Consider the following 18,391-nt stretch of genomic DNA (forward strand, 5'->3'; position numbering starts at 1 on the left):
CCGCCGCGATCACAACGAACTGCGGGTGAACCTGGACTACACCGTCAGGCTCTGGTGATTCAGCTGGCTGCGCGCTGGCGGGTAACCTGCCAGCACAGCAGCGAGCCGGCCGTCACCAGCAACGCACCCTGCCAGAACTGCAGCCCCAGGTGAGCACCCAGCCAGGCGGCGGCGAAGGCTGACGACAACACGGGCGCCGAATAGGAAGCGGTCGCCAGCAGGGTCAGGTTGCCGCGCAGGATGCCGATGTTCCACAAGGCGTAGCCGCCAGCCATGCCCACCGCTGCCGCCAGCAGCTCCAGGCTGTGACGCAGCGAGAAGGGCGGCAGCGTTTCGCTGCTGACCCAGTACTTCATCCACAGCACCGCCGCCGTCAGCAGGAAGAACAGCACCACATGGCTCTGCCCGTTGGCATAGCGCCGGGTAATGTTGCAGTACAACGCGAAGGTGATTGCACAGGCCGCTGCCAGGCTGTAGCTCAACGGGTTGGACGCGACGTTGCTGGCAATGCTCGCCAGTGACAGGCCATCGGTGATCACCACCCAGAGAATCCCCAGCAAGGCGACCAGGGTGCCGGGCACGATGATCCAGCGTGCCGGCTGGCGGTTCATGAAGATCGCCAGCAGCACGGTCAGGCTCGGCCACAGATAGTTGACCACGACCAGCTGGATGGCCTGGGTGCGGCTGACGGCGAAACCCAGGGCCAGGCTCAGGCAGACTTCGTAGGCGACGAACAGCGCGGAGCCAGAGATCAGGTAGAAACGCGAGGCATGGCGCAGGCGTGGGCGACCGAGCAGCAGCACCAGCAGGGCGGCGCCAAAGGTGTAGATCAGCGCAGCGCCACCGATCGGGCCGAAGTATTCGCTGACACTGCGGATCAGGCCGCTGGCCGTGCTCCATAGCAGGATCGCCGCCAGACCGCAGGCGGTGGCGGCAGGGCCGCTGGTGATGCGCATTGCTTGCTCTCAGTTTGAAAAAAGGCCGGCGAGTCTAACACCTGTGGGAGCGGCCTTGCCGGGGCGCCGGACCGGTCGGCAAGGGCCGCAGCGCGGCCCCGGCAAATCATGCGGCGAGGCTGAGATTTTGGGGGCGCTGCGCACCCCTTTCGCGACACAAGGCCGCTCCTACAGGATTTGTGAACGGTCTTGGGCTCAGCGCCGGGCCGAGAGTTGCTGCGGCGCCAGGAAGGCATCATGGAAGTAGTTGCGCAGCGCCTGCATCGCCGGGCTGAACGCGCGCTCGCGGTGCCAGGCCAGGCCGACGCTCATCGGCGTCACTGGGTCCGTGATGGTCACCGTCTCGATGCGCTTGCCTTCCAGCGACCACGGGCGGTGCACCAGGTCAGAGAGGATCGCCACGCCGCTGCCATTGGCGACCATGCTGCGCACCGCCTCCACCGAGCTGGTGCGCACCCGCACATTCGGCCGTTGCCCGGCCTGTTGCCAATAGCGCATGGCGCTCTGCTCGGCCTCGTCGACGGTGAGCAGGATGTACGGCTCCCGGGCCACGTCGGCCAGGCTCACCGCCGAGCGCTCGCACAGCGGATGATGGCCGGGCAGCCACAACCGGCGCTCGGAGTTGAACAAGGTTTCCGAGACGATATCCGGGTGAGTGAGGTTGGCGGTGAGCACCACCGCCATGTCGAAACGCCCCTCCAGCAGGCCTTGCTCGATGGCGCTGCGCTCCTGCTCATGGACTTCCAGGGTCACGTCCGGGTGCCAGTGTTCCAGGCGCTGCAAGTGGTGCGGCAGGAAGTAGCCGATCACCGTGTAGCTCGCCGCCAGGCGCAACAGGCCGCTGGCGCGCACATCGGGCAGCGGGCTGTTCAGGGCATCGTCGACACTGCGCAGGATCACGTAGGCGCGGTTGAGGAAGTGCCGGCCAGCGTCGGTCAGGCTCATGCCTTGGGCCGAGCGCTGAAACAGCAACACCCCCAGCATCGCTTCCAGTTCCTTGATCGCGGTGGTGACTGCCGACTGGGAAATATTGAGGTGGATCGCCGCCTGGGAGATCTGGCCGATCTCGGCGGTGGCGACGAAATAGCGAACCTGGCGCAGGGTCAGTGACACGGTGGGCTCCTGGGTATCTGATTTTCAGAAGACACCCTATCTGTTTATAGATCTTCCCAAGGGGGTCGGGAGAATTTACCGTGGCTTGCATGCCGTCACAAGCCAGGAGAACAGCGATGCGGGCAGTGGATTTCAACTCTGACATGGGCGAAGGCTTCGGTCCCTGGACCATCGGCGATGGCGTCGACAACGAACTGATGGCCTTCATCAGCTCGGCCAACATCGCCACCGGCTTCCATGCCGGCGACCCCGGGACCATGCGCCGCACCGTCGAGCGGGCCAAGGCGCTGGGCGTGGGCGTGGGCGCGCACCCAGGCTTCCGTGACCTGGTCGGCTTCGGCCGCAGGCACATCAATGCACCGGCCCAGGAACTGGTCGACGATATCCTCTACCAGCTCGGTGCACTGCGCGAGATTGCCCGGGCGCAGGGCGTCAGGCTGCAGCACATCAAGCCGCATGGCGCGCTGTACATGCACCTGGCCCGTGACGAAGAGGCCGCGCGCCTGCTGGTGGAAAACCTGCAGGTGATCGAGCCCGAGCTGTTGCTGTACTGCATGCCCGGCTCGGTGATCTGCCGCATTGCCCAGGACCTCGGGCAGCCGGTGGTGCGCGAGTTCTACGCCGACCGCGAGTACGATTTGAGTGGTTCCATCGTGTTCACCCGCAATGTGCGTGGCTACGAGCCGCAGCGGGTCGCCGAGCGGGTGCTGCGGGCCTGCCAGGAAGGCCTGGTACGCACCGTGGAAGGCCAGGACCTGGCGATCGAATTCGATTCGATCTGCCTGCACAGCGACACCCCCGGTGCGCTCGACTTGGTCGAAGCCACGCGTACGGCACTGGACGCCGCCGGCATCGAGGTGCGTGCACCGCGTTGAGTTTCAGTGGCTGCTGGCGCGAAGACGCCACGGCCTGCAGCACAGGATTGTTTTGCCTGCCGTTCGATAAAGATTCCAAAAAAGGAGCAGACATGGCCAGTACCCCGATCCGCTACAGCTTCGGTGCCGACGAGCACCTGTTTGCCGAAGTCAGCGACAGCATGTCGCTGGAGGCCTTCTTCAAGGGCATGGCGGTGACCCGTGCGGTGGAGCGCCTGGCACTGGAGGGCGTGCTCGACATCTGCCTGGCCAACGCCTCGTTCCAGATCCGCTTCGACCCCGACCGCATCGCCCCCGAGGCACTGCTCGAAGCGGTGCGTGGCGCCGAGGCCGAAGCGGTGACCGAGCGTTCGCTGAGCACACGGATCATCGAGATCCCGGTGCTGTACAACGACCCTTGGACCCACGAAACTCTCATGCGCTTTCGTGACCGCCACCAGGACCCGAACAGCACCGACCTGGAATATGCGGCGCGTATCAACGGGCTGGCCGACGTCGAGGCGTTCATTGCCGCGCACAGTGGCGCGCCATGGTTCGTGTCGATGGTTGGCTTCGTCGCCGGCTTGCCGTTCATGTTCCAGATGGTCGAGCGCGAGCGCCAGCTGCAGGTGCCCAAGTACCTGCGCCCGCGCACCGACACGCCCAAGCTGACCCTTGGCCATGGTGGCTGTTTCGGCTGCATCTATTCGGTACGCGGGGCTGGGGGCTACCAGATGTTCGGCGTGACCCCGGCACCGATCTACGACCCGCAGCAGTCGCTGGCCTACCTGAAAGAGCACATGGTGTTCTTCCGCCCGGGCGATATCGTGCAGTTCAAGCCCATCGACCGCCAGGCGTATGACCAGGCCGTGGCGGATGTGGAGGATGGGCGCTTCGACCTGCGTATCCGCCCGGTGGAGTTCTCGCTGGATGCATTCCTTGCCGACCCGGTCGGCTACCCCAGATCGCTGCAGGAGGTGCTGGCATGATCAAGGTCATCAAACCCGGTTTGGCCACCTCGGTGCAGGACATGGGCCGCGAAGGTTATTACCACCTGGGCATCCCGCCCTCCGGTGCGCTGGACCAGTATGCGCTGCAGGCTGCCAACCACCTGGTCGGCAACCCGGCCTCTGCGGCCGGCCTGGAGTGCACCCTGGTAGGGCCGGAACTGGAGTTTCAGCATGACGCGCTGGTCGCGGTGTGCGGTGCGCAGATGCCGGTGTTGCTCGATGGCCGCGAGCAGCGCCCGGATACCGCCTTCGCGGTGCGTGCCGGGCAGGTGTTGCGCTTCGGCTTCCCCACGGCCGGCGCGCGGGCGTACCTGGCAGTGGCAGGCGGCATCGATGTGCCCGAGGTGCTTGGCAGCCGTTCGACCTATGCACTGGGTGCGCTCGGTGGCTTGCAAGGGCGCAAGCTGGTGGCCGGCGACCTGTTGCCGGTCGGCGTGCCGAGTGGCAAGAGCCGCGCCGGGGCCAGCCTGCCGATGGCCTTGCGCCAATCGCTGGGCGGCGAGGTGGTGCTGCGGGTAGTGCCCGGGCTGTATTTCCACCGTTTGACCGAGGCGGCGGCGAAGAGCTTCTTCACCGATGCCTGGACCGTCGGCTCCGAGGCCGACCGCATCGGCTATCGCTACAAGGGCGGCGGTGCGCTGAGCTTTCAGCCACGCGAGCAACCGTTCGGGGCGGGGTCGGACCCATCGAACATCGTCGACAGTTGCTACCCGATTGGCTCGATCCAGGTGCCAGCAGGGCTGGAGCCGATCATCCTGCACCGGGATGCGGTGTCGGGCGGTGGCTACGCGATGATCGGAACGGTGATCAGTGCCGACCTGGATCTGATCGGCCAGATGCAGCCGAACCAGCAGGCGCGGTTCCTGGCGGTGAGCCTTGAGGATGCACTGGCAGCCAGGCGTTCGTACAAGAAGAAGCTCGGCTGCCTGGCCAGGTTGTTTGGCTGATTGAATCAGTAGTGCCTGTGAGACCGAGCGCCGCCCGCGCGGCGCATCGCGGATGAATCCGCTCCTACATCTGTTGCAACGTGCCGAACCTGTTACGCCATGGTTGTCAGCCCTGGCGCATGTCTTGAACCGTGCAAACCGGCTGGCAACCCTGGCGTAACAGGCGTGGCACGTTGCAACAGATGTAGGAGCGGATTCATCCGCGATGCGCCGCGCGGGCGGCGCTCGGTCTCAAAAGCGCTGAAGATATAACGGCGAACAATCAGAAACTGTACTTGGCCGTCAGCATCAGGTTACGCGGTGCCCCCCAGGTATCGCCGGCATAGTCCACCGAACTGGCAATGGCCGAGTAATACTTGCGGTCGAACACGTTGTTGGCGTTGAGCTGCAGGTCGAGGTGCTGGTCAACCCGGTAGCCGGCCATCAGGTCGGTAACCGCATAGGCACCCTGGACCAACCGGTACTCGCTGCCATCGGCGACGGTGAAATCGTTGTAGATACGGCTCTGCCAGGAGATGTTGCCGCCGACGCGCAGCTTCTCCAGCGGGCCCTGGAAGTGGTACACGGTGTTCAGCTTGAACAAATGCTCCGGGGTATCGGTGTCGAAACGCTGGTTGACATTGGCGGGGTTGGCGGCGTCCTTGATGGTGTGCGCGCGCGCATAGGTGTAGCCGCCACCGATCTGCCAGTTGGGCGTCAAGGCGCCTTGCAGCTCCATGTCGATACCCTGGCTGCGTACCTCGCCCGAGGCTTCGTAGCAGGACGTCTGCGGGCAGTCCGCGACGAAGACCTGAGTGGCACGGTTTTCCTGGTCGATGCGGAACAGCGCGACGCTGGCATTGAGCGCGCCGTCGAAGTATTCACCCTTGATGCCGACCTCGTAGTTCTTGCCCACGATCGGTTTCACCGGCGTACCGGAAGTGTCCTTGTTGCTTTGCGGCGTGAAGATGTCGCTGTAGCTGACATACACCGAATGGTGGTCGTCGAGGTCGTAGATCAGGCCGGCATACTTGGTGACGTTGCGGGTGACCTTGTAGTCGCCGTCGCCATCGCGGTTGTCGTAGTCGTACCAGTCCAGGCGCCCGCCGAGTATCAGCTTGAGCGGGTCGGCCAGGTTCAGCCGGGTGGTCAGGTACACACCATCCTGGGTGGTGACTTCACGCTGGTTGCCGGTGTGCACGAAGTTCGGCTTGCCGCCGTTGAGCGGCCAGTTGGTGTCGTACGGGCTGTAGTTGCGCGTGTCCATGTCATAGATGCGCTTGCTGGCGCCGACCACCAGTTCGTGGGTACGGCCGAGCAGTTCGAACGGGCCGCTGACGAAGCCGTCCAGGCCGGTCTGGTTTTCCTGATGTTTCGATTGGTAGACCGTGCGTGACAGCGGCGCCTGCAGGCCGGCCCAGCGCGACTGGTAGGAGCCGGTGAAGGTCGCATCCTGCTGCGAATAGTTGGCGTTGAGCTGAAGCTTCCAGTCATTGGCCAGGCGGTGGTGCAACTCGGCGAACAGGGTGTTGATTTCCTGGTCCTTGTTCTCCCAGTCGGTGCCCGGATTATAGGAACGCGAGAAGCCCATGTGATGGCCGTCGAGGGCAGTGGGCATGGCGCCCCAGAAGTAGTTGGTCTTGTCCTTCTGGTGCGAGAGACCGAGCATCAGGCTGGTGTCATCGGACAGGTCCGCCTCGGTCACCGCGTAGAACAGGCCGTGGTCTTCCTCGACATCATCGACGTAGCTGTTGGCGTCGCGGTAGGACGCCACCACACGCCCGCGCAGGGTGCCGCTGTCATTGAGCGGGCTGGAGGCATCGGCTTCGCCGCGGTAGTCGTCCCAGCTGCCGGCGGCGCCAGTGAGGGTGACCTTCTGCTCGGCCAGCGGGCGCTTGCGCACAAAGTTGATGGCCGCCGACGGGTTGCCCGCACCGGTGACCAGGCCGGTGGCGCCACGCACCACTTCGACCCGGTCGAACATGGCCAGGTTCGGCTGGGCGCCGACCACCCAGCCGGTGTAGCCGCTTGGGATGCCGTCGTACATCAGGTTATCGATGTCGAAACCGCGCGACGAGTAACTCTGCCGACCTGGGCCGTTGGAATAGTCGAGGAACAGGCCGGGGGTGGCCTTGACCACGTCGTTGACGCTGGTCATGGCCTGGTCGTCCATGCGCTGGCGGGTGATCACGGTGACCGCCTGGGGCGTTTCACGCATGCTCATTGGCAGCTTTGTGGCGGTCGACATGGAACCGGTGGTGTAGGACCCCGAACCCTCGGTGGTGCTGCCCAGCGCGTCCGAGCTGATTTCGGTGGCACCCAGTTCCAGCGTGGTTGGGGCATCTTCGGCCAAGGCCGGGGTAGCGATGGCCATGCACACGGCCATGGCGAGCAGGTTGCGGGCGGGCAGGGGGCGCGTGTGCGCGAGGGACGACAGCATGACGGGTGGGCTCCTGATTACTGCTAATGCAAGTGAATATGAGAACGATTAGCAGTAAGTTTGTCAGGATGTGTCGCACCTTGGGAAGGTGGTATGCCAAATCTATTACAAAATTTTCACAAATCACCGGAGCGGGTGATTTTCTTGCCACGCTGGCTGGCCACTTCCAGTGCCTGCCCATCGCGCTGTTTGCCTTGCCGCGCCAGGCCCTCCAGCTGGGGAATCAGCATGCCTTCCGGCAGGTGCCGCCAGAACCGCCCCGGCATGTGCAGGCGCAGGGCATCGGGGTTGAGCCGGGCCGGGTTGAAGGTGTGCCGGTAGTAGGTGCGCCACAGTTCAGCACCGGGGTCTTCGGCATTTTGTGCCCATTGGCGCCAATCGTCCGGGCAACGGCGGTGATATTCGAAGGCCTGGCCGTCGAAGCGAATACCGTCCTGTGGCGTTGCGATCAGCCAACGCTGGCGCCCGAGGCGGTCGGCGAAATGCGCGCTGGCGCCTTCCAGGATGTCGTGAGCGGGTTCGTGGTAGGCCACCAGGTCCAGTTGCAATTGCTCGGCCAGTGCCTCTGGCAGTGGCACGAAGCGCACGAACGCATGCAGGTGGTGAGCTTCACGGCTGACCTGCTTGATGCGCCGCTGCAATTCGCTGCCCAGGCGGTCACCGGCCAACATGGCCGTGCGGTCACCGTGGGCCACGCGCCAGAGCACCTCGTACAGCAGGTTCCAGCGTTGCTCGCCGCGGTAGCGTGCGGCTTGCTCCAGTTGCGTCAGCAGCGTGGCGGGCACCTTGGCGCGGAACGGGCCGGGGCCTTCTGGCAGGGGCGTGGGCAGGGCCAGCAGGTCGCTGATCGGGCCTTGCGCCCAGGTCACGTCGGCGGGGTCGATACCGTGCCCGAGCAGGGTACGGGCCTGGCTGCGCCAGGTGCCGAACTGGTCATCGCAATCGAGCGCAATCACCCCCACAACCCCATCTGCTGAGGCGCCTGGGGTTCGCGCAGGCGCGCCCTGAGCAAGCCGCTGCGCAGCTCGCCATCGGCGGGGCGGTAATCGCTGGTGACGATGAACGGCCGCGCCTTGTCCAGCACGCAGCGCAGCTGGATCAGGTCGTCATAGCGCACGCGCCGCTCGCGGCGCAGTTCCACCAGCCGTTGCACGCTGCGCAGGCCGATGCCGGGAATGCGTGCCAGCAGCGCGGGCTCGGCGCGGTTTACATCCAGCGGGAACACCTCGCGGTTGGCCAGCGCCCAGGCCAGCTTCGGGTCGATGTCCAGCGCCAGGTTGCCGGCCTGGCCAAGCAGCTCACCGGCCTTGTAACCGTAGCCACGCAGCAGGAAGTCGGCCTGGTAAAGGCGGTGTTCGCGCAACAGTGGCGGGGCGGCCAGGGGCACGCTGCCAGGGCTGTCGGGGATCGGGCTGAAGGCCGAGTAGTACACACGCTTGAGCCCATAACCCTGATACAGCGACTCGGCGTTGCGCAGCAGGGTGCTGTCGTCGGTGGCGTCGGCGCCGACGATGACCTGGGTGCTCTGCCCGGCCGGGGTGAAGCGCGGTGCTTTCGGTTCACCGGCCACGGCCTGCTGGCCCTGGTGGATCACGCCCATGGCCTGGCGGATGGTGTGCGCCTGCTTTTCCGGGGCCAGGCGCTTGAGGCTGGCGTCGGTGGGCAACTCGATGTTGACGCTGAGGCGGTCGGCCAGGCGCCCGGCTTCTTCGATCAGCAGCGGGTCGGCATCGGGGATGGTCTTGAGGTGAATGTAGCCACGGAAGTTGTGCTCCTCGCGCAGCAGGCGCGCCACGCGGATCAGCTGCTCCATGGTGTAGTCGGCCGAGCGGATGATCCCGGAGCTGAGGAACAGGCCGCTGATGCAGTTGCGCCGGTAGAAGTCCAGGGTCAGGCGCACCACTTCCTCGGGGCTGAAGCGGGCCCGTGGCACGTTGCTGGAGCGGCGGTTGACGCAATACTGGCAGTCATACAGGCAGAAGTTGGTTAGCAGCACCTTGAGCAGCGACACGCAGCGGCCATCGGGGGTGTAGCTGTGGCAGATGCCCATGCCATCGGTCGCGCCCAGGCCTTCGCTGCCGCGCGAGCTACGCTTCGGCGCGCCGCTGCTGGCGCAGGAGGCATCGTACTTGGCGGCATCGGCGAGAATGCCGAGTTTCGCGATGAGTTGCATGAGGATGTCTCGAAATACTGAATATTCATACAGTATTTCGAGACTTGTGCATTTGCAAGGGCCCAGCGGCGAAAGGTCGAGGTGCCAGGCTTCAGGGCTTGCTGAAGCGGTAGAACAGGTTGGGCTCGCTGACAATATAGAGGTCGCCGGCGCTGTCCATGGTCATGCCCTCGGGCTGCGGGGCGTCATGCTGCAGCCCGCCGAGCCAGGCCCGCAGTGACCGGATGCTGACGAAGCGGCCATCGCCATCGAGTTCGGTGATGTTCTTCGACTGGTCGCTGAGCACCAGCAGGTGGCCGGTGTTCGGGTCGTAGTAGCCGTCGGACAGGTCGGTGGCGTACACGCTGCGCTTGACCCAGTCGCGGCGGTCGCTGACCGTCAACTGCAGGGGGCCGCCGCTGAGCGCCGTGAGCATGCCGGTGACGGTGAACAGCTGCCGCGGGTCGCGCTCCTTGATGGCGAACAGGCGATCGTGCTGGCGGTCGTAGGTCACCCCCTCGAAGCCCTTGTTGCGGTAGGTCGGGTTGATGTCGAGGGTGATCCACTGCGCCTCGCTGGCATGGATCGGCTGCGGGTGGTCGGGCAGGGTGATTACGTCCAGCCGTTGCATCTGCTCATCGCTGATGGCCAGGCGGCCATTGCCCAGGTAAGCCAGGCCTTCGGTGTCTTCGAAGTCCACCAGCGGGTAGCGCGCCAAAACGTCGCCGCCCTTGCTCAGCTCCAGCAACTCCATGGGCACACCATTGGTGATTGCCAGCAGCCGGTCACGGTCGTAGTCGTAGGTGATGCCGGACAGGTTGTTCAGGCCAGGCTCTACCACCTTGGCGTCGATCGTGACCTGGAAGGCCGGCAGCCAGACGTTCTTCCCGGGGGCAGTGTCACCGGTCCAGTGGTTGCTCAGGTGCGCGTAGAGCTGCTGGGGCCAGAACGAGCGCGCGGCTTCGATGCCGATCAAGGCCATGGCCACCAGCACTGCCACTGCGCCGAGCTGGCCCCAGCGGTTCAAGCGCTGCCAGAAGTGCCGACGCGGGGCGGGCAGGGTCTGGGTAGTCATTGTGCGGCCCCCTGAGCGGCGGTTTGCAGATTGCCGGGCGTGTCGGCCCAGGCGAAGTGGTAGACCTGCGCTGGTGCGGCTGGCTGGCATTGGCCGTTATCGGCATCGGCACCGACCACGTACCACTCGGCGCGCGAGGTATCGCCCAGCCGGTGAGCCTTGTCGGCGTTGAAGCAACGGCCCAGTTCCGTTGCCGGAATCAAGGCGAAGGCTGCGGGGTTATGGCGTAACCAGTACACCGCCGTTTCGGGCTTGGACTGGTTGGCGAAGCCGAAATGGACGATAGGCTGACGGGCGAACAGCCAGTGCCCTTCGCGCCAGTTGACCAGCACCAGTTCGGCGCCACCGGTGGCGCGTGCGGCGTCGCTCATCAAGGTTTCGTGAGGGTTGCGGCCTTCCTTGATGGGCTCGACAAAGCCGCGTGCGAACCACAGGCAGAACCAGGCCAGGGCGATGGCGGTGAACGCCTTGCGCCAGCCGGGGCGGCGCTGCAGCCAGCGTTTGAGCAGCCAAGGCACCAGCGGGGCGATGGCCAGCACCAGGCCGGGCAGGGCCGGGAAGATGTAGAGCTTGCGCTTGCCGCTGCTCAGGCTGAAGAACAGCAGCACCAGGGCGACCCAGCCAAGCAGCAACAGGAAACGCCCATCGCGTTTTTGCAGCTGTCGGCGCCAGGCCGGCACCAGCCACGGCAAGGCCAGGATCAGTGGCAGCCAGTACTGCGGGATGACCTTGACGAAGAAGTACCAGAAAGGCTCGCGATGGTCCCAGGCATTGGCATAACGGTTGGCAGTCTGGCGCAGGAGAATTTCCTTCAAGTAGGCCAGCTCTGCCGCACCACCGCCGTGGGCGATCGATACCAGCAGCGGCAGCAGCCACACCGCGCAGCCGGCCAGCAGCCAGACGAAACCCAGGCTCCAGCGCCAACCCTGGCCGGGATACGCCACCACGCCGCGCCAGCCTTTGCGCACGGCCCAGGCATAGGGCAGCAGCATCAGTGCCGGAACAAAGCCCACGCCCTTGCTGATGATGCCCAGGCCCATGGCTGCGCAGGCCAGGTAAAACCAGCCCCAGGCGGGCCCGAGCAACAGGTGGCGGACCATGCCGTAAAGGCCCAGCGCCACCCACAGGCACAGGAAGCTGTCGATCTGCCCGGTACGCAGGATGCTGTAGCTCTGGTAGGTCGCCAGGAACAGCAGCGCGGCAATCACGCCGATACGCCGGGTCCACAGGCGCCGACCCAGGTCATGCAGCACCAGGGTGATGGTCGCCGCCGACATCAGCCCCGGCAGGTACAGGGCGACTTTTGGCGAACCGGTCAGGTAACTGAACAGGGCCACGGTCCACATGAACAGCGGTGGTTTGTCGCCGTAGATTTCCGCAGCGCGATGGGGGATGAACCAGTTGCCGCTCTGGAGCATTTCCAGGGCCACGCCGAGGAAGCGTTCCTCATCGACGTTCATCGGCTGGCGCCAGCCGATACCGGCGCCTACAAGCAGCACGGCGAGTACAACCAGGGCCAGGCGTTCGGCCCCGAGCGTCTTGAACCTTGGCAAGGGCTATTCCTTCTGCTCTTTGTGGCGGGCAATCAGTTGCAGGTTGCGCAGGTACACCACCAGGCCGAACGACTGGCCGATGATGAATACCGGGTCTTCACGGTAGATGGCGTAGATCAGCAGCAGGGCGCTGCCGAGCATGCTCAGGTACCAGAAGCCCACCGGGATCACGCTGCGTTTCTTGAATTCGCTGTACAGCCACTGCAGGACGAAGCGGCCGGTGAACACGACCTGACCGGCGAAGCCGACGATCAGCCAGAGGGTTTCGCGGGTCATCCTTCGAGCTCCTTTGGTTGGCTGTCGAGGCGCGTGCGGCGGATCAGCCACCAGACCCCGACCAGGTCGAGAATGCCGACCAGGGCACGGTCGAGGTTGCCGTACTTGGACACCCCGGCATGGCGTGGGCGGTGGTTGACCGGGTGCACCAGCATGCGGCCCTTGTGGCGCAGGATCAGCGCCGGGATGAAGCGGTGCATGTGGTCGAAGTAGGGCAGGCGCAGGAAGGCGTCACGCTCGATCAGCTTCAGGCCGCAGCCGGTGTCTGGCGTGGCGTCCTTGAGCAGGCGGCTGCGCAGGCCGTTGGCAAAGCGCGAGGCCCAGCGTTTGCTGGCGGTATCGCGGCGGTTGACGCGGTGCCCGGCCACCAGCTTGATGCCGCCGCCCAGATCTTCGCTGCCGCGCACCAGGGCGAGCATGCCGGGGATGTCGGCCGGGTCGTTCTGCCCGTCGCCGTCCAGGGTGGCCAGCCAGCGCCCGCGAGCAGCCTGGGCGGCGTGCCAGATCGAGGTGCTCTGGCCCAGCGAGCGGTCGTGGCGCAGGATGCGCAATTGCGTGAAGCCTTGCTGTTTCAACTGCTGCAGCACGTTCAGGGTCTGGTCGCTGCTGCCATCGTCGACCACCAGCACTTCGTAATGTTCGTTGGCCAGCGCCGTGCGGATTTCCGCCAGCAATGCCGGCAGGTTGTCGACCTCATTCTTGGCGGGGATCAGTACCGAGAGGTCAAGTGGATCAGTCATTGAGGCTTCCTGTGTTCTTGTAATGATGGCGTGGTTCAAACCCGGTAGAAGTCCCGGTACCAGCCGACGAATGCGGCAACGCCGTGCTCCAGCGGGGTGCTCGGCGAAAAATCGATCCAGCGCGTCAGTGAGTCGACATCCGCCCAGGTTTCCAGCACGTCACCTGCCTGCAAGGGCAGGTACTCGCGCCGGGCCTTGATGCCCAGCGTGTTCTCCAGGCACTCGACGAACTCCAGCAGCCGCACGGGCTGGCCGCGGCCGATGTTGAACAGCTGGCAGGGTGCTTGCCCGGCGCGGGGCTGCGGGGGCTTCAGGCGCAGGCGCAGGACGCTTTCGACGATGTCGTCGACATAGGTGAAGTCACGTGCCATCTGGCCATGGTTGTAGATCTCGATCGGCTGGCCCGCGAGCATCGCCCGGGTGAACTTGAACAGCGCCATGTCGGGGCGGCCCCACGGGCCGTAGACGGTGAAGAAGCGCAGGCCGGTGACTGGCAACTGGTACAGGTGCGCGTAGCTGTGCGCCATCAGCTCGTTGGCGCGCTTGCTTGCGGCATACAGCGAAATCGGCTGCTCGACCGGGTCGTCGATGCTGAATGGCTGCTTGCTGTTGGCGCCGTACACCGAGCTGCTGGAGGCATAGACCAGGTGACGCGGCGGGTGCTGGCGGCAGGCTTCGAGCAGGTTGAGAAAACCGGTCAGGTTGGAGTGCCCGTAGACACTGGGGTTGTCCAGCGAGTAGCGCACACCGGCCTGCGCCGCCAGGTGGATCACTTCGCTGAACGGCTGCCCGGCGAACAGCTGCTGCAGGTCGGCCGCATTGGCGATGTCGACCGTCTGGAAGCGGAAGTTAGGGTAGGCGAGCAACTGTTGCAGGCGTGCCAGTTTGAGTTCGACGCTGTAGTAGGCATTGAGGTTGTCGATGCCGACCACCTCGACGCCTGCTTCGCACAAACGGCGCGCCAGGTGAAAACCGATGAATCCGGCTGCGCCGGTGATCAGTACGGGCATGGCTGTTTCACCTGGCCACGGCCGATGCCGTAGTACGTGAGGCCGGCGGCGGCCATGTGCTCGGGCTCGAACAGGTTGCGACCGTCGAACACCACGCGGTCAGCCAGCTGCTGCGGGACCTTGTCCAGGTTCAGCACCCGGTAGTCTTGCCACTCGGTGACGATCACCAGGGCATCGGCGCCTTCCAGCGCATCGTCCTTGCAGGGCACCAGCGTCAGGTCGGGGCGCTGGCCGTAGTGCCGCTGAATTTCCTCCATGGCCTGCGGGTCGTGGGCCTGGACGCTGGCGCCGGCGGCCCACAGCGCTTCGAGCAACACCAGGCTGGAGGCTTCGCGAATGTCATCGGTGTTGGGTTTGAACGATAGTCCCCACAAGGCGAAGACCTTGCCGTGCAGCCCGCCTGGGTAGTGGCGCTGGATCTTGCTGAACAGGCGGCTCTTCTGCCGCTGGTTGACCGCCTCTACTGCACTTAGCAGCTGCGGGTCGAAGCCTTCGGCCTCGGCACTTTTGCGCAGCGCCTGCAGATCCTTGGGGAAGCACGAACCACCGAAACCGCAGCCGGGGTAGATGAAATCATAGCCGATGCGCGGGTCCGAGCCGATGCCACGACGGACCATTTCAATGTCGGCACCCAGGAGCTCGGCCAGGTTGGCCATTTCGTTGATGAAGGAAATCTTGGTCGCCAGCATGCAGTTGGCGGCGTACTTGGTCAGCTCGGCGCTGCGTGCATCCATGACCATGAGCTTTTCGCGGTTGCGGCTGAATGGCTGGTACAGCTCGCGCAGCAGCTCGACCTCGGCGGGTGCGGCACCGCCAATGACGATGCGGTCCGGGCGCATGCAATCATCCACCGCAGAGCCTTCCTTGAGAAATTCGGGGTTGCTGATGACCTGGTAGCGTTCGCCATCGGCCACGGCCTGGCCGATGCGCGTCTTGATGCGGTCTACCGTGCCGACCGGCGAGGTGGATTTGTTGACGATGACCTTGGGGCCATCGGCATGTTGGAGGATGCTGTCGACCACGGCGAACACATGGCGCATGTCGGCACTGCCATCGGCCTGGGGCGGGGTGCCGACGGCGATGAATTGCAATTTTGCATGTTGCACCGCTTCACGGGCGTCGGTGGTGAAACGCAGGCGACCGCAAGCCAGGCTCTTCTCCAGCAGCGGCGCAAGGCCAGGCTCGAAGATCGGGCAATGCCCCTTGCTTAGGGTTGCAACCCGTTCGGCATTGATATCCATGCACAACACCGAATGCCCCACCTGGGCCAGGCAGACTGCCTGAGTCAGGCCGACATAGCCGGTACCAAAAACCGTAACCTTCATTCAACAGCTCCATGGTGTGAACCTGTAGGCGGTAGCCCTGCATGCAGGGGCTTGGGATTCGGCCGGACAGATCCTTGGCGAAAAAGCTGAAAAAAAATGTCACATTCTTGTTTAATTTTTGTTACCTGAGCCCGCCGGCCGAAGCTGCTCGGTCTGGCGACTTCTCGCGCACACGTTTGTTTCTGGAAATAAAGGGCGTACAGCTGTCATCAGCGCGCAAAAGCGCAACTGGCGAGGCCTGGTATTAGCGGGGGGAAATCAGCACATAAAACGTGCACGCGCCCCAATCAGGGGGAAGGCACAAATCGAGAGCTTAGACAGCCATTTATGAAGTGCCAGAAAGACGGGTGCTTTCTTAGGAATAAGTTGAAGTAAGAGGTGACAGTTGTATGACAGTAACTGTCGAGAAATTGCTTTAGATGTGGTTGATTCTATTTCCTGTTTGTCAGCCGCGCACGGCATTGTCCACCGTTTGCGTCGAGGGACTAAACTTAATTCCGATACATACCCATTCATCCCGCTGACCACCGCTCCCCTTGAACCGGATTTCCTCGTCGACGGTGGCCTTCTTGCAGAGGAGGGCAGGTCATGGACGAGGCAAGGCTTCACGAATTCATGGGTAAGCTGGTTGGAGACATGGGCGCTGCGGCGACCCTGGCCAATGTGATCCTCGGCGATGAGCTCGGGCTGTATCGGGCCATGGCAGACAGCCAGCCGACCAGCCCCGAGGCACTGGCGGCGAAGACCGGATGCCACCCACGGCTGGTGCGTGAATGGCTCAACGCCCAGGCAGCGTCTGGCTACATGGTGCATGACAAGGGCACCTTCGTCCTTCCAGAGGAACAGGCCATGGCCCTGGCGCTGGAAGACTCGCCGGCCTACATGGCCGGTGGCGCGGCGGTCATCGCGGCGCTGTTCCATGACAAGGACAAGCTGGTGGCGGCCATGCGCGGCGACGGCGGGCTGGCCTGGGGTGACCACCATCCGTGCATGTTCAGTGGCACCGAGCGCTTCTTCCGGCCCGGTTACCGCACCTTTCTGGTCGCGGAATGGCTGCCGGCGCTGGAGGGTGTGGTAGCCAAGCTGCAGGCCGGGGCCAAGGTGGCGGATGTCGGTTGTGGCCATGGCGCCTCGACCCTGGTGCTGGCGCAGGCGTTTCCAGCTTCTACCTTCACAGGCTATGACTACCACGCACCGTCCATTGCCACGGCCAACGAGCGTGCGCGCGAAGCGGGGCTTGCGGGGCGCGTGAGCTTCCAGCAGGCATCGGCCAAGGATTACCCGGGGCATGACCACGACCTGGTGTGCTTCTTCGATTGCCTGCATGACATGGGCGACCCCGTGGGCGCGGCGAAGCATGCCTACCGGGCGCTGAAGGCGGACGGCACGGTGATGCTGGTGGAACCCTATGCCGAGGATTCGCTGGAGGGCAACCTGACGCCGGTCGGGCGCTTGTTCTATGCGGCGTCGACGTTCATCTGCACGCCGAATTCGTTGTCCCAGGAAGTGGGGCTGGGGTTGGGGGCCCAGGCCGGGGAGGCGCGGTTGCGGGCGGTGTTCGAGGAGGCGGGGTTCACACAGTTCCGGCGGGCGACGCAGACGCCGTTCAACTTGATCCTGGAGGCCCGTAAATAGGTGACAACCGCCGCGAAGGGGCCGGGCCTGGAAAAACAGAAGGGGCGCCATGTTGGCGCCCCTTCTGTTTTACTGCTTAGGCTTCAGCGTCCCAGGGACGATCGCCATTTTCATCTTTCACGCGGGTCGGCAGACCCATCACGTCCAGCGCCTTGAGGAACGGCTCGGCAGGCAGCTCCTCGACGTTGACCATGCGCTTGGCATCCCACTCGCCACGGGCGACCAGCAAGGCCGCAGCCACTGGCGGTACACCGGCGGTGTAGGAAATGCCCTGGCTGTCGGTCTCGGCGTAGGCTTCTTCGTGGTCGGCCACGTTGTAGATGAACACTTCGCGCGGCTTACCGTCCTTGGTGCCCTTGACCAGGTCACCGATGCAGGTCTTGCCGGTGTAGCCCGGGGCTAGCGAGGCCGGGTCAGGCAGCACGGCCTTGACCACTTTCAGCGGCACCACTTCCAGACCTTCGGCAGTCTTCACCGGTTGCTCCGAGAGCAGGCCGAGGTTCTTCAGCACGGTGAACACATTGATGTAGTGCTCGCCGAAGCTCATCCAGAAACGCACGTTCGGCACATTGAGGTTCTTCGAGATCGAATGAACTTCGTCGTGGCCGGTCAGGTACAGGTTCTGCGAACCTACTACCGGCAGGTCGTCGGTACGCTTGACTTCGAACATGGTGTTGCTGGTCCACTGGCTGTTCTGCCAGCTCCACACTTGCCCGGTAAACTCACGGAAGTTGATTTCCGGGTCGAAGTTGGTAGCAAAGTACTTGCCATGGGAACCGGCATTGACGTCGAGAATATCGATCGAATCAATGCTGTCGAAGTACTGCTGCTGCGCAAGTTTTGCGTAGCTGTTCACCACACCCGGGTCGAAACCGACGCCGAGAATGGCGGTAATGTTCTTTTGTTGGCACTCTTCGAGGTGTTTCCACTCGTAGTTGCCGTACCACGGCGGGGTCTCGCAGATCTTGCCCGGCTCTTCGTGGATGGCGGTGTCCAGATAGGCGACACCGGTATCGATGCAGGCACGCAGCACCGACATGTTGAGGAAGGCGGAACCGACGTTGATCACGATCTGCGATTCGGTCTCGCGGATCAGTGCCTTGGTCGCCTCGACATCGAGGGCATTGAGCGAGAAGGCCTGGATGTCGGCGGGTACCTTGAGGCTACCCTTGGCCTTGACGCTGTCGATGATGGCCTGGCATTTGGAGATGTTCCGTGACGCGATAGCGATACGACCCAGTTCGTCGTTATGCTGCGCGCACTTGTGGGCCACCACCTTGGCGACACCTCCTGCACCAATGATAAGAACGTTCTTCTTCAATTTAC

The 18,391-nt window shown here is 64.1% G+C and carries 16 protein-coding genes; 4 read left to right on the forward strand and 12 right to left on the reverse strand.

The features are described 5' to 3' along the window. Window positions 1–59 precede the first annotated feature (59 nt). Both yddG and BUQ73_RS10340 read right to left on the reverse strand, forming a co-directional pair. On the reverse strand, window positions 60–956 hold the full coding sequence (yddG, locus tag BUQ73_RS10335) for an aromatic amino acid DMT transporter YddG (RefSeq protein WP_079227796.1): 897 nt from the start codon (window positions 954–956) through the stop codon (window positions 60–62). Window positions 957–1,151: 195 nt separating this feature from the next. Next, a complete protein-coding gene (locus tag BUQ73_RS10340; protein WP_027916830.1) occupies window positions 1,152–2,069 on the reverse strand; it encodes a LysR family transcriptional regulator in 918 nt (305 codons plus the stop codon). Between the two features lie 116 nt (window positions 2,070–2,185). Here BUQ73_RS10340 and BUQ73_RS10345 point away from each other — a divergent pair, with 116 nt between their 5' ends. The 3 genes from BUQ73_RS10345 to BUQ73_RS10355 all read left to right on the forward strand — a co-directional run bounded on the left by BUQ73_RS10345 (window position 2,186) and on the right by BUQ73_RS10355 (window position 4,880). After that, window positions 2,186–2,944, forward strand: a complete 759-nt coding sequence (locus tag BUQ73_RS10345; RefSeq protein WP_079227798.1) for a 5-oxoprolinase subunit PxpA — start codon at window positions 2,186–2,188, stop codon at window positions 2,942–2,944. Window positions 2,945–3,036: 92 nt separating this feature from the next. After that, on the forward strand, window positions 3,037–3,912 hold the full coding sequence (locus BUQ73_RS10350) for a 5-oxoprolinase subunit B family protein (protein WP_079227800.1): 876 nt from the start codon (window positions 3,037–3,039) through the stop codon (window positions 3,910–3,912). Then, window positions 3,909–4,880 (forward strand): biotin-dependent carboxyltransferase family protein, encoded by a 972-nt coding sequence (locus BUQ73_RS10355; RefSeq protein WP_079227801.1) that lies wholly within the window; start codon window positions 3,909–3,911, stop codon window positions 4,878–4,880. Before BUQ73_RS10350 ends, BUQ73_RS10355 begins: the two co-directional genes overlap by 4 nt. 262 nt (window positions 4,881–5,142) lie before the next feature. Here the strand turns inward: BUQ73_RS10355 and BUQ73_RS10360 are convergent, their stop codons facing one another. The 9 genes from BUQ73_RS10360 to BUQ73_RS10400 all read right to left on the reverse strand — a co-directional run bounded on the left by BUQ73_RS10360 (window position 5,143) and on the right by BUQ73_RS10400 (window position 15,430). Further along, window positions 5,143–7,245 (reverse strand): TonB-dependent siderophore receptor, encoded by a 2,103-nt coding sequence (locus BUQ73_RS10360; protein ID WP_416171822.1) that lies wholly within the window; start codon window positions 7,243–7,245, stop codon window positions 5,143–5,145. Window positions 7,246–7,415: 170 nt separating this feature from the next. Beyond that, on the reverse strand, window positions 7,416–8,261 hold the full coding sequence (locus BUQ73_RS10365; RefSeq protein WP_079227805.1) for a TIGR03915 family putative DNA repair protein: 846 nt from the start codon (window positions 8,259–8,261) through the stop codon (window positions 7,416–7,418). After that, complete coding sequence (locus tag BUQ73_RS10370) at window positions 8,252–9,472, reverse strand: putative DNA modification/repair radical SAM protein (protein ID WP_079227806.1); 1,221 nt, start codon at window positions 9,470–9,472, stop codon at window positions 8,252–8,254. The genes BUQ73_RS10365 and BUQ73_RS10370 overlap by 10 nt, the downstream gene beginning before the upstream one ends. A gap of 91 nt (window positions 9,473–9,563) precedes the next feature. Further along, the gene (locus tag BUQ73_RS10375; RefSeq protein ID WP_416171823.1) at window positions 9,564–10,433 is read right to left on the reverse strand and encodes an SdiA-regulated domain-containing protein; all 870 of its coding nucleotides are present in this window, start codon (window positions 10,431–10,433) and stop codon (window positions 9,564–9,566) included. 89 nt (window positions 10,434–10,522) lie between these two features. Beyond that, window positions 10,523–12,079 (reverse strand): ArnT family glycosyltransferase, encoded by a 1,557-nt coding sequence (locus BUQ73_RS10380; RefSeq protein ID WP_079227809.1) that lies wholly within the window; start codon window positions 12,077–12,079, stop codon window positions 10,523–10,525. Window positions 12,080–12,082: 3 nt separating this feature from the next. Continuing rightward, window positions 12,083–12,355, reverse strand: a complete 273-nt coding sequence (locus tag BUQ73_RS10385) for a lipid-A-disaccharide synthase N-terminal domain-containing protein (protein ID WP_079227811.1) — start codon at window positions 12,353–12,355, stop codon at window positions 12,083–12,085. Further along, complete coding sequence (locus tag BUQ73_RS10390; RefSeq protein WP_079227813.1) at window positions 12,352–13,095, reverse strand: glycosyltransferase family 2 protein; 744 nt, start codon at window positions 13,093–13,095, stop codon at window positions 12,352–12,354. The genes BUQ73_RS10385 and BUQ73_RS10390 overlap by 4 nt, the downstream gene beginning before the upstream one ends. 35 nt (window positions 13,096–13,130) lie before the next feature. After that, window positions 13,131–14,105, reverse strand: a complete 975-nt coding sequence (locus BUQ73_RS10395) for an NAD-dependent epimerase (RefSeq protein WP_079227815.1) — start codon at window positions 14,103–14,105, stop codon at window positions 13,131–13,133. Then, window positions 14,093–15,430 (reverse strand): UDP-glucose dehydrogenase family protein, encoded by a 1,338-nt coding sequence (locus BUQ73_RS10400; protein WP_079227817.1) that lies wholly within the window; start codon window positions 15,428–15,430, stop codon window positions 14,093–14,095. Before BUQ73_RS10400 ends, BUQ73_RS10395 begins: the two co-directional genes overlap by 13 nt. Window positions 15,431–16,018: 588 nt before the next feature. Between BUQ73_RS10400 and BUQ73_RS10405 the strand changes: the two genes are divergently transcribed. Beyond that, complete coding sequence (locus tag BUQ73_RS10405) at window positions 16,019–17,065, forward strand: class I SAM-dependent methyltransferase (protein ID WP_079227818.1); 1,047 nt, start codon at window positions 16,019–16,021, stop codon at window positions 17,063–17,065. 76 nt (window positions 17,066–17,141) lie between these two features. Here BUQ73_RS10405 and BUQ73_RS10410 read toward each other — a convergent pair whose 3' ends face one another. Continuing rightward, on the reverse strand, window positions 17,142–18,386 hold the full coding sequence (locus tag BUQ73_RS10410; protein ID WP_054887353.1) for a saccharopine dehydrogenase family protein: 1,245 nt from the start codon (window positions 18,384–18,386) through the stop codon (window positions 17,142–17,144). Window positions 18,387–18,391: the final 5 nt, after the last annotated feature.

The sequence above is a fragment of the Pseudomonas putida genome, from assembly GCF_002025705.1.
Lineage (GTDB): Bacteria > Pseudomonadota > Gammaproteobacteria > Pseudomonadales > Pseudomonadaceae > Aquipseudomonas > Aquipseudomonas putida_J.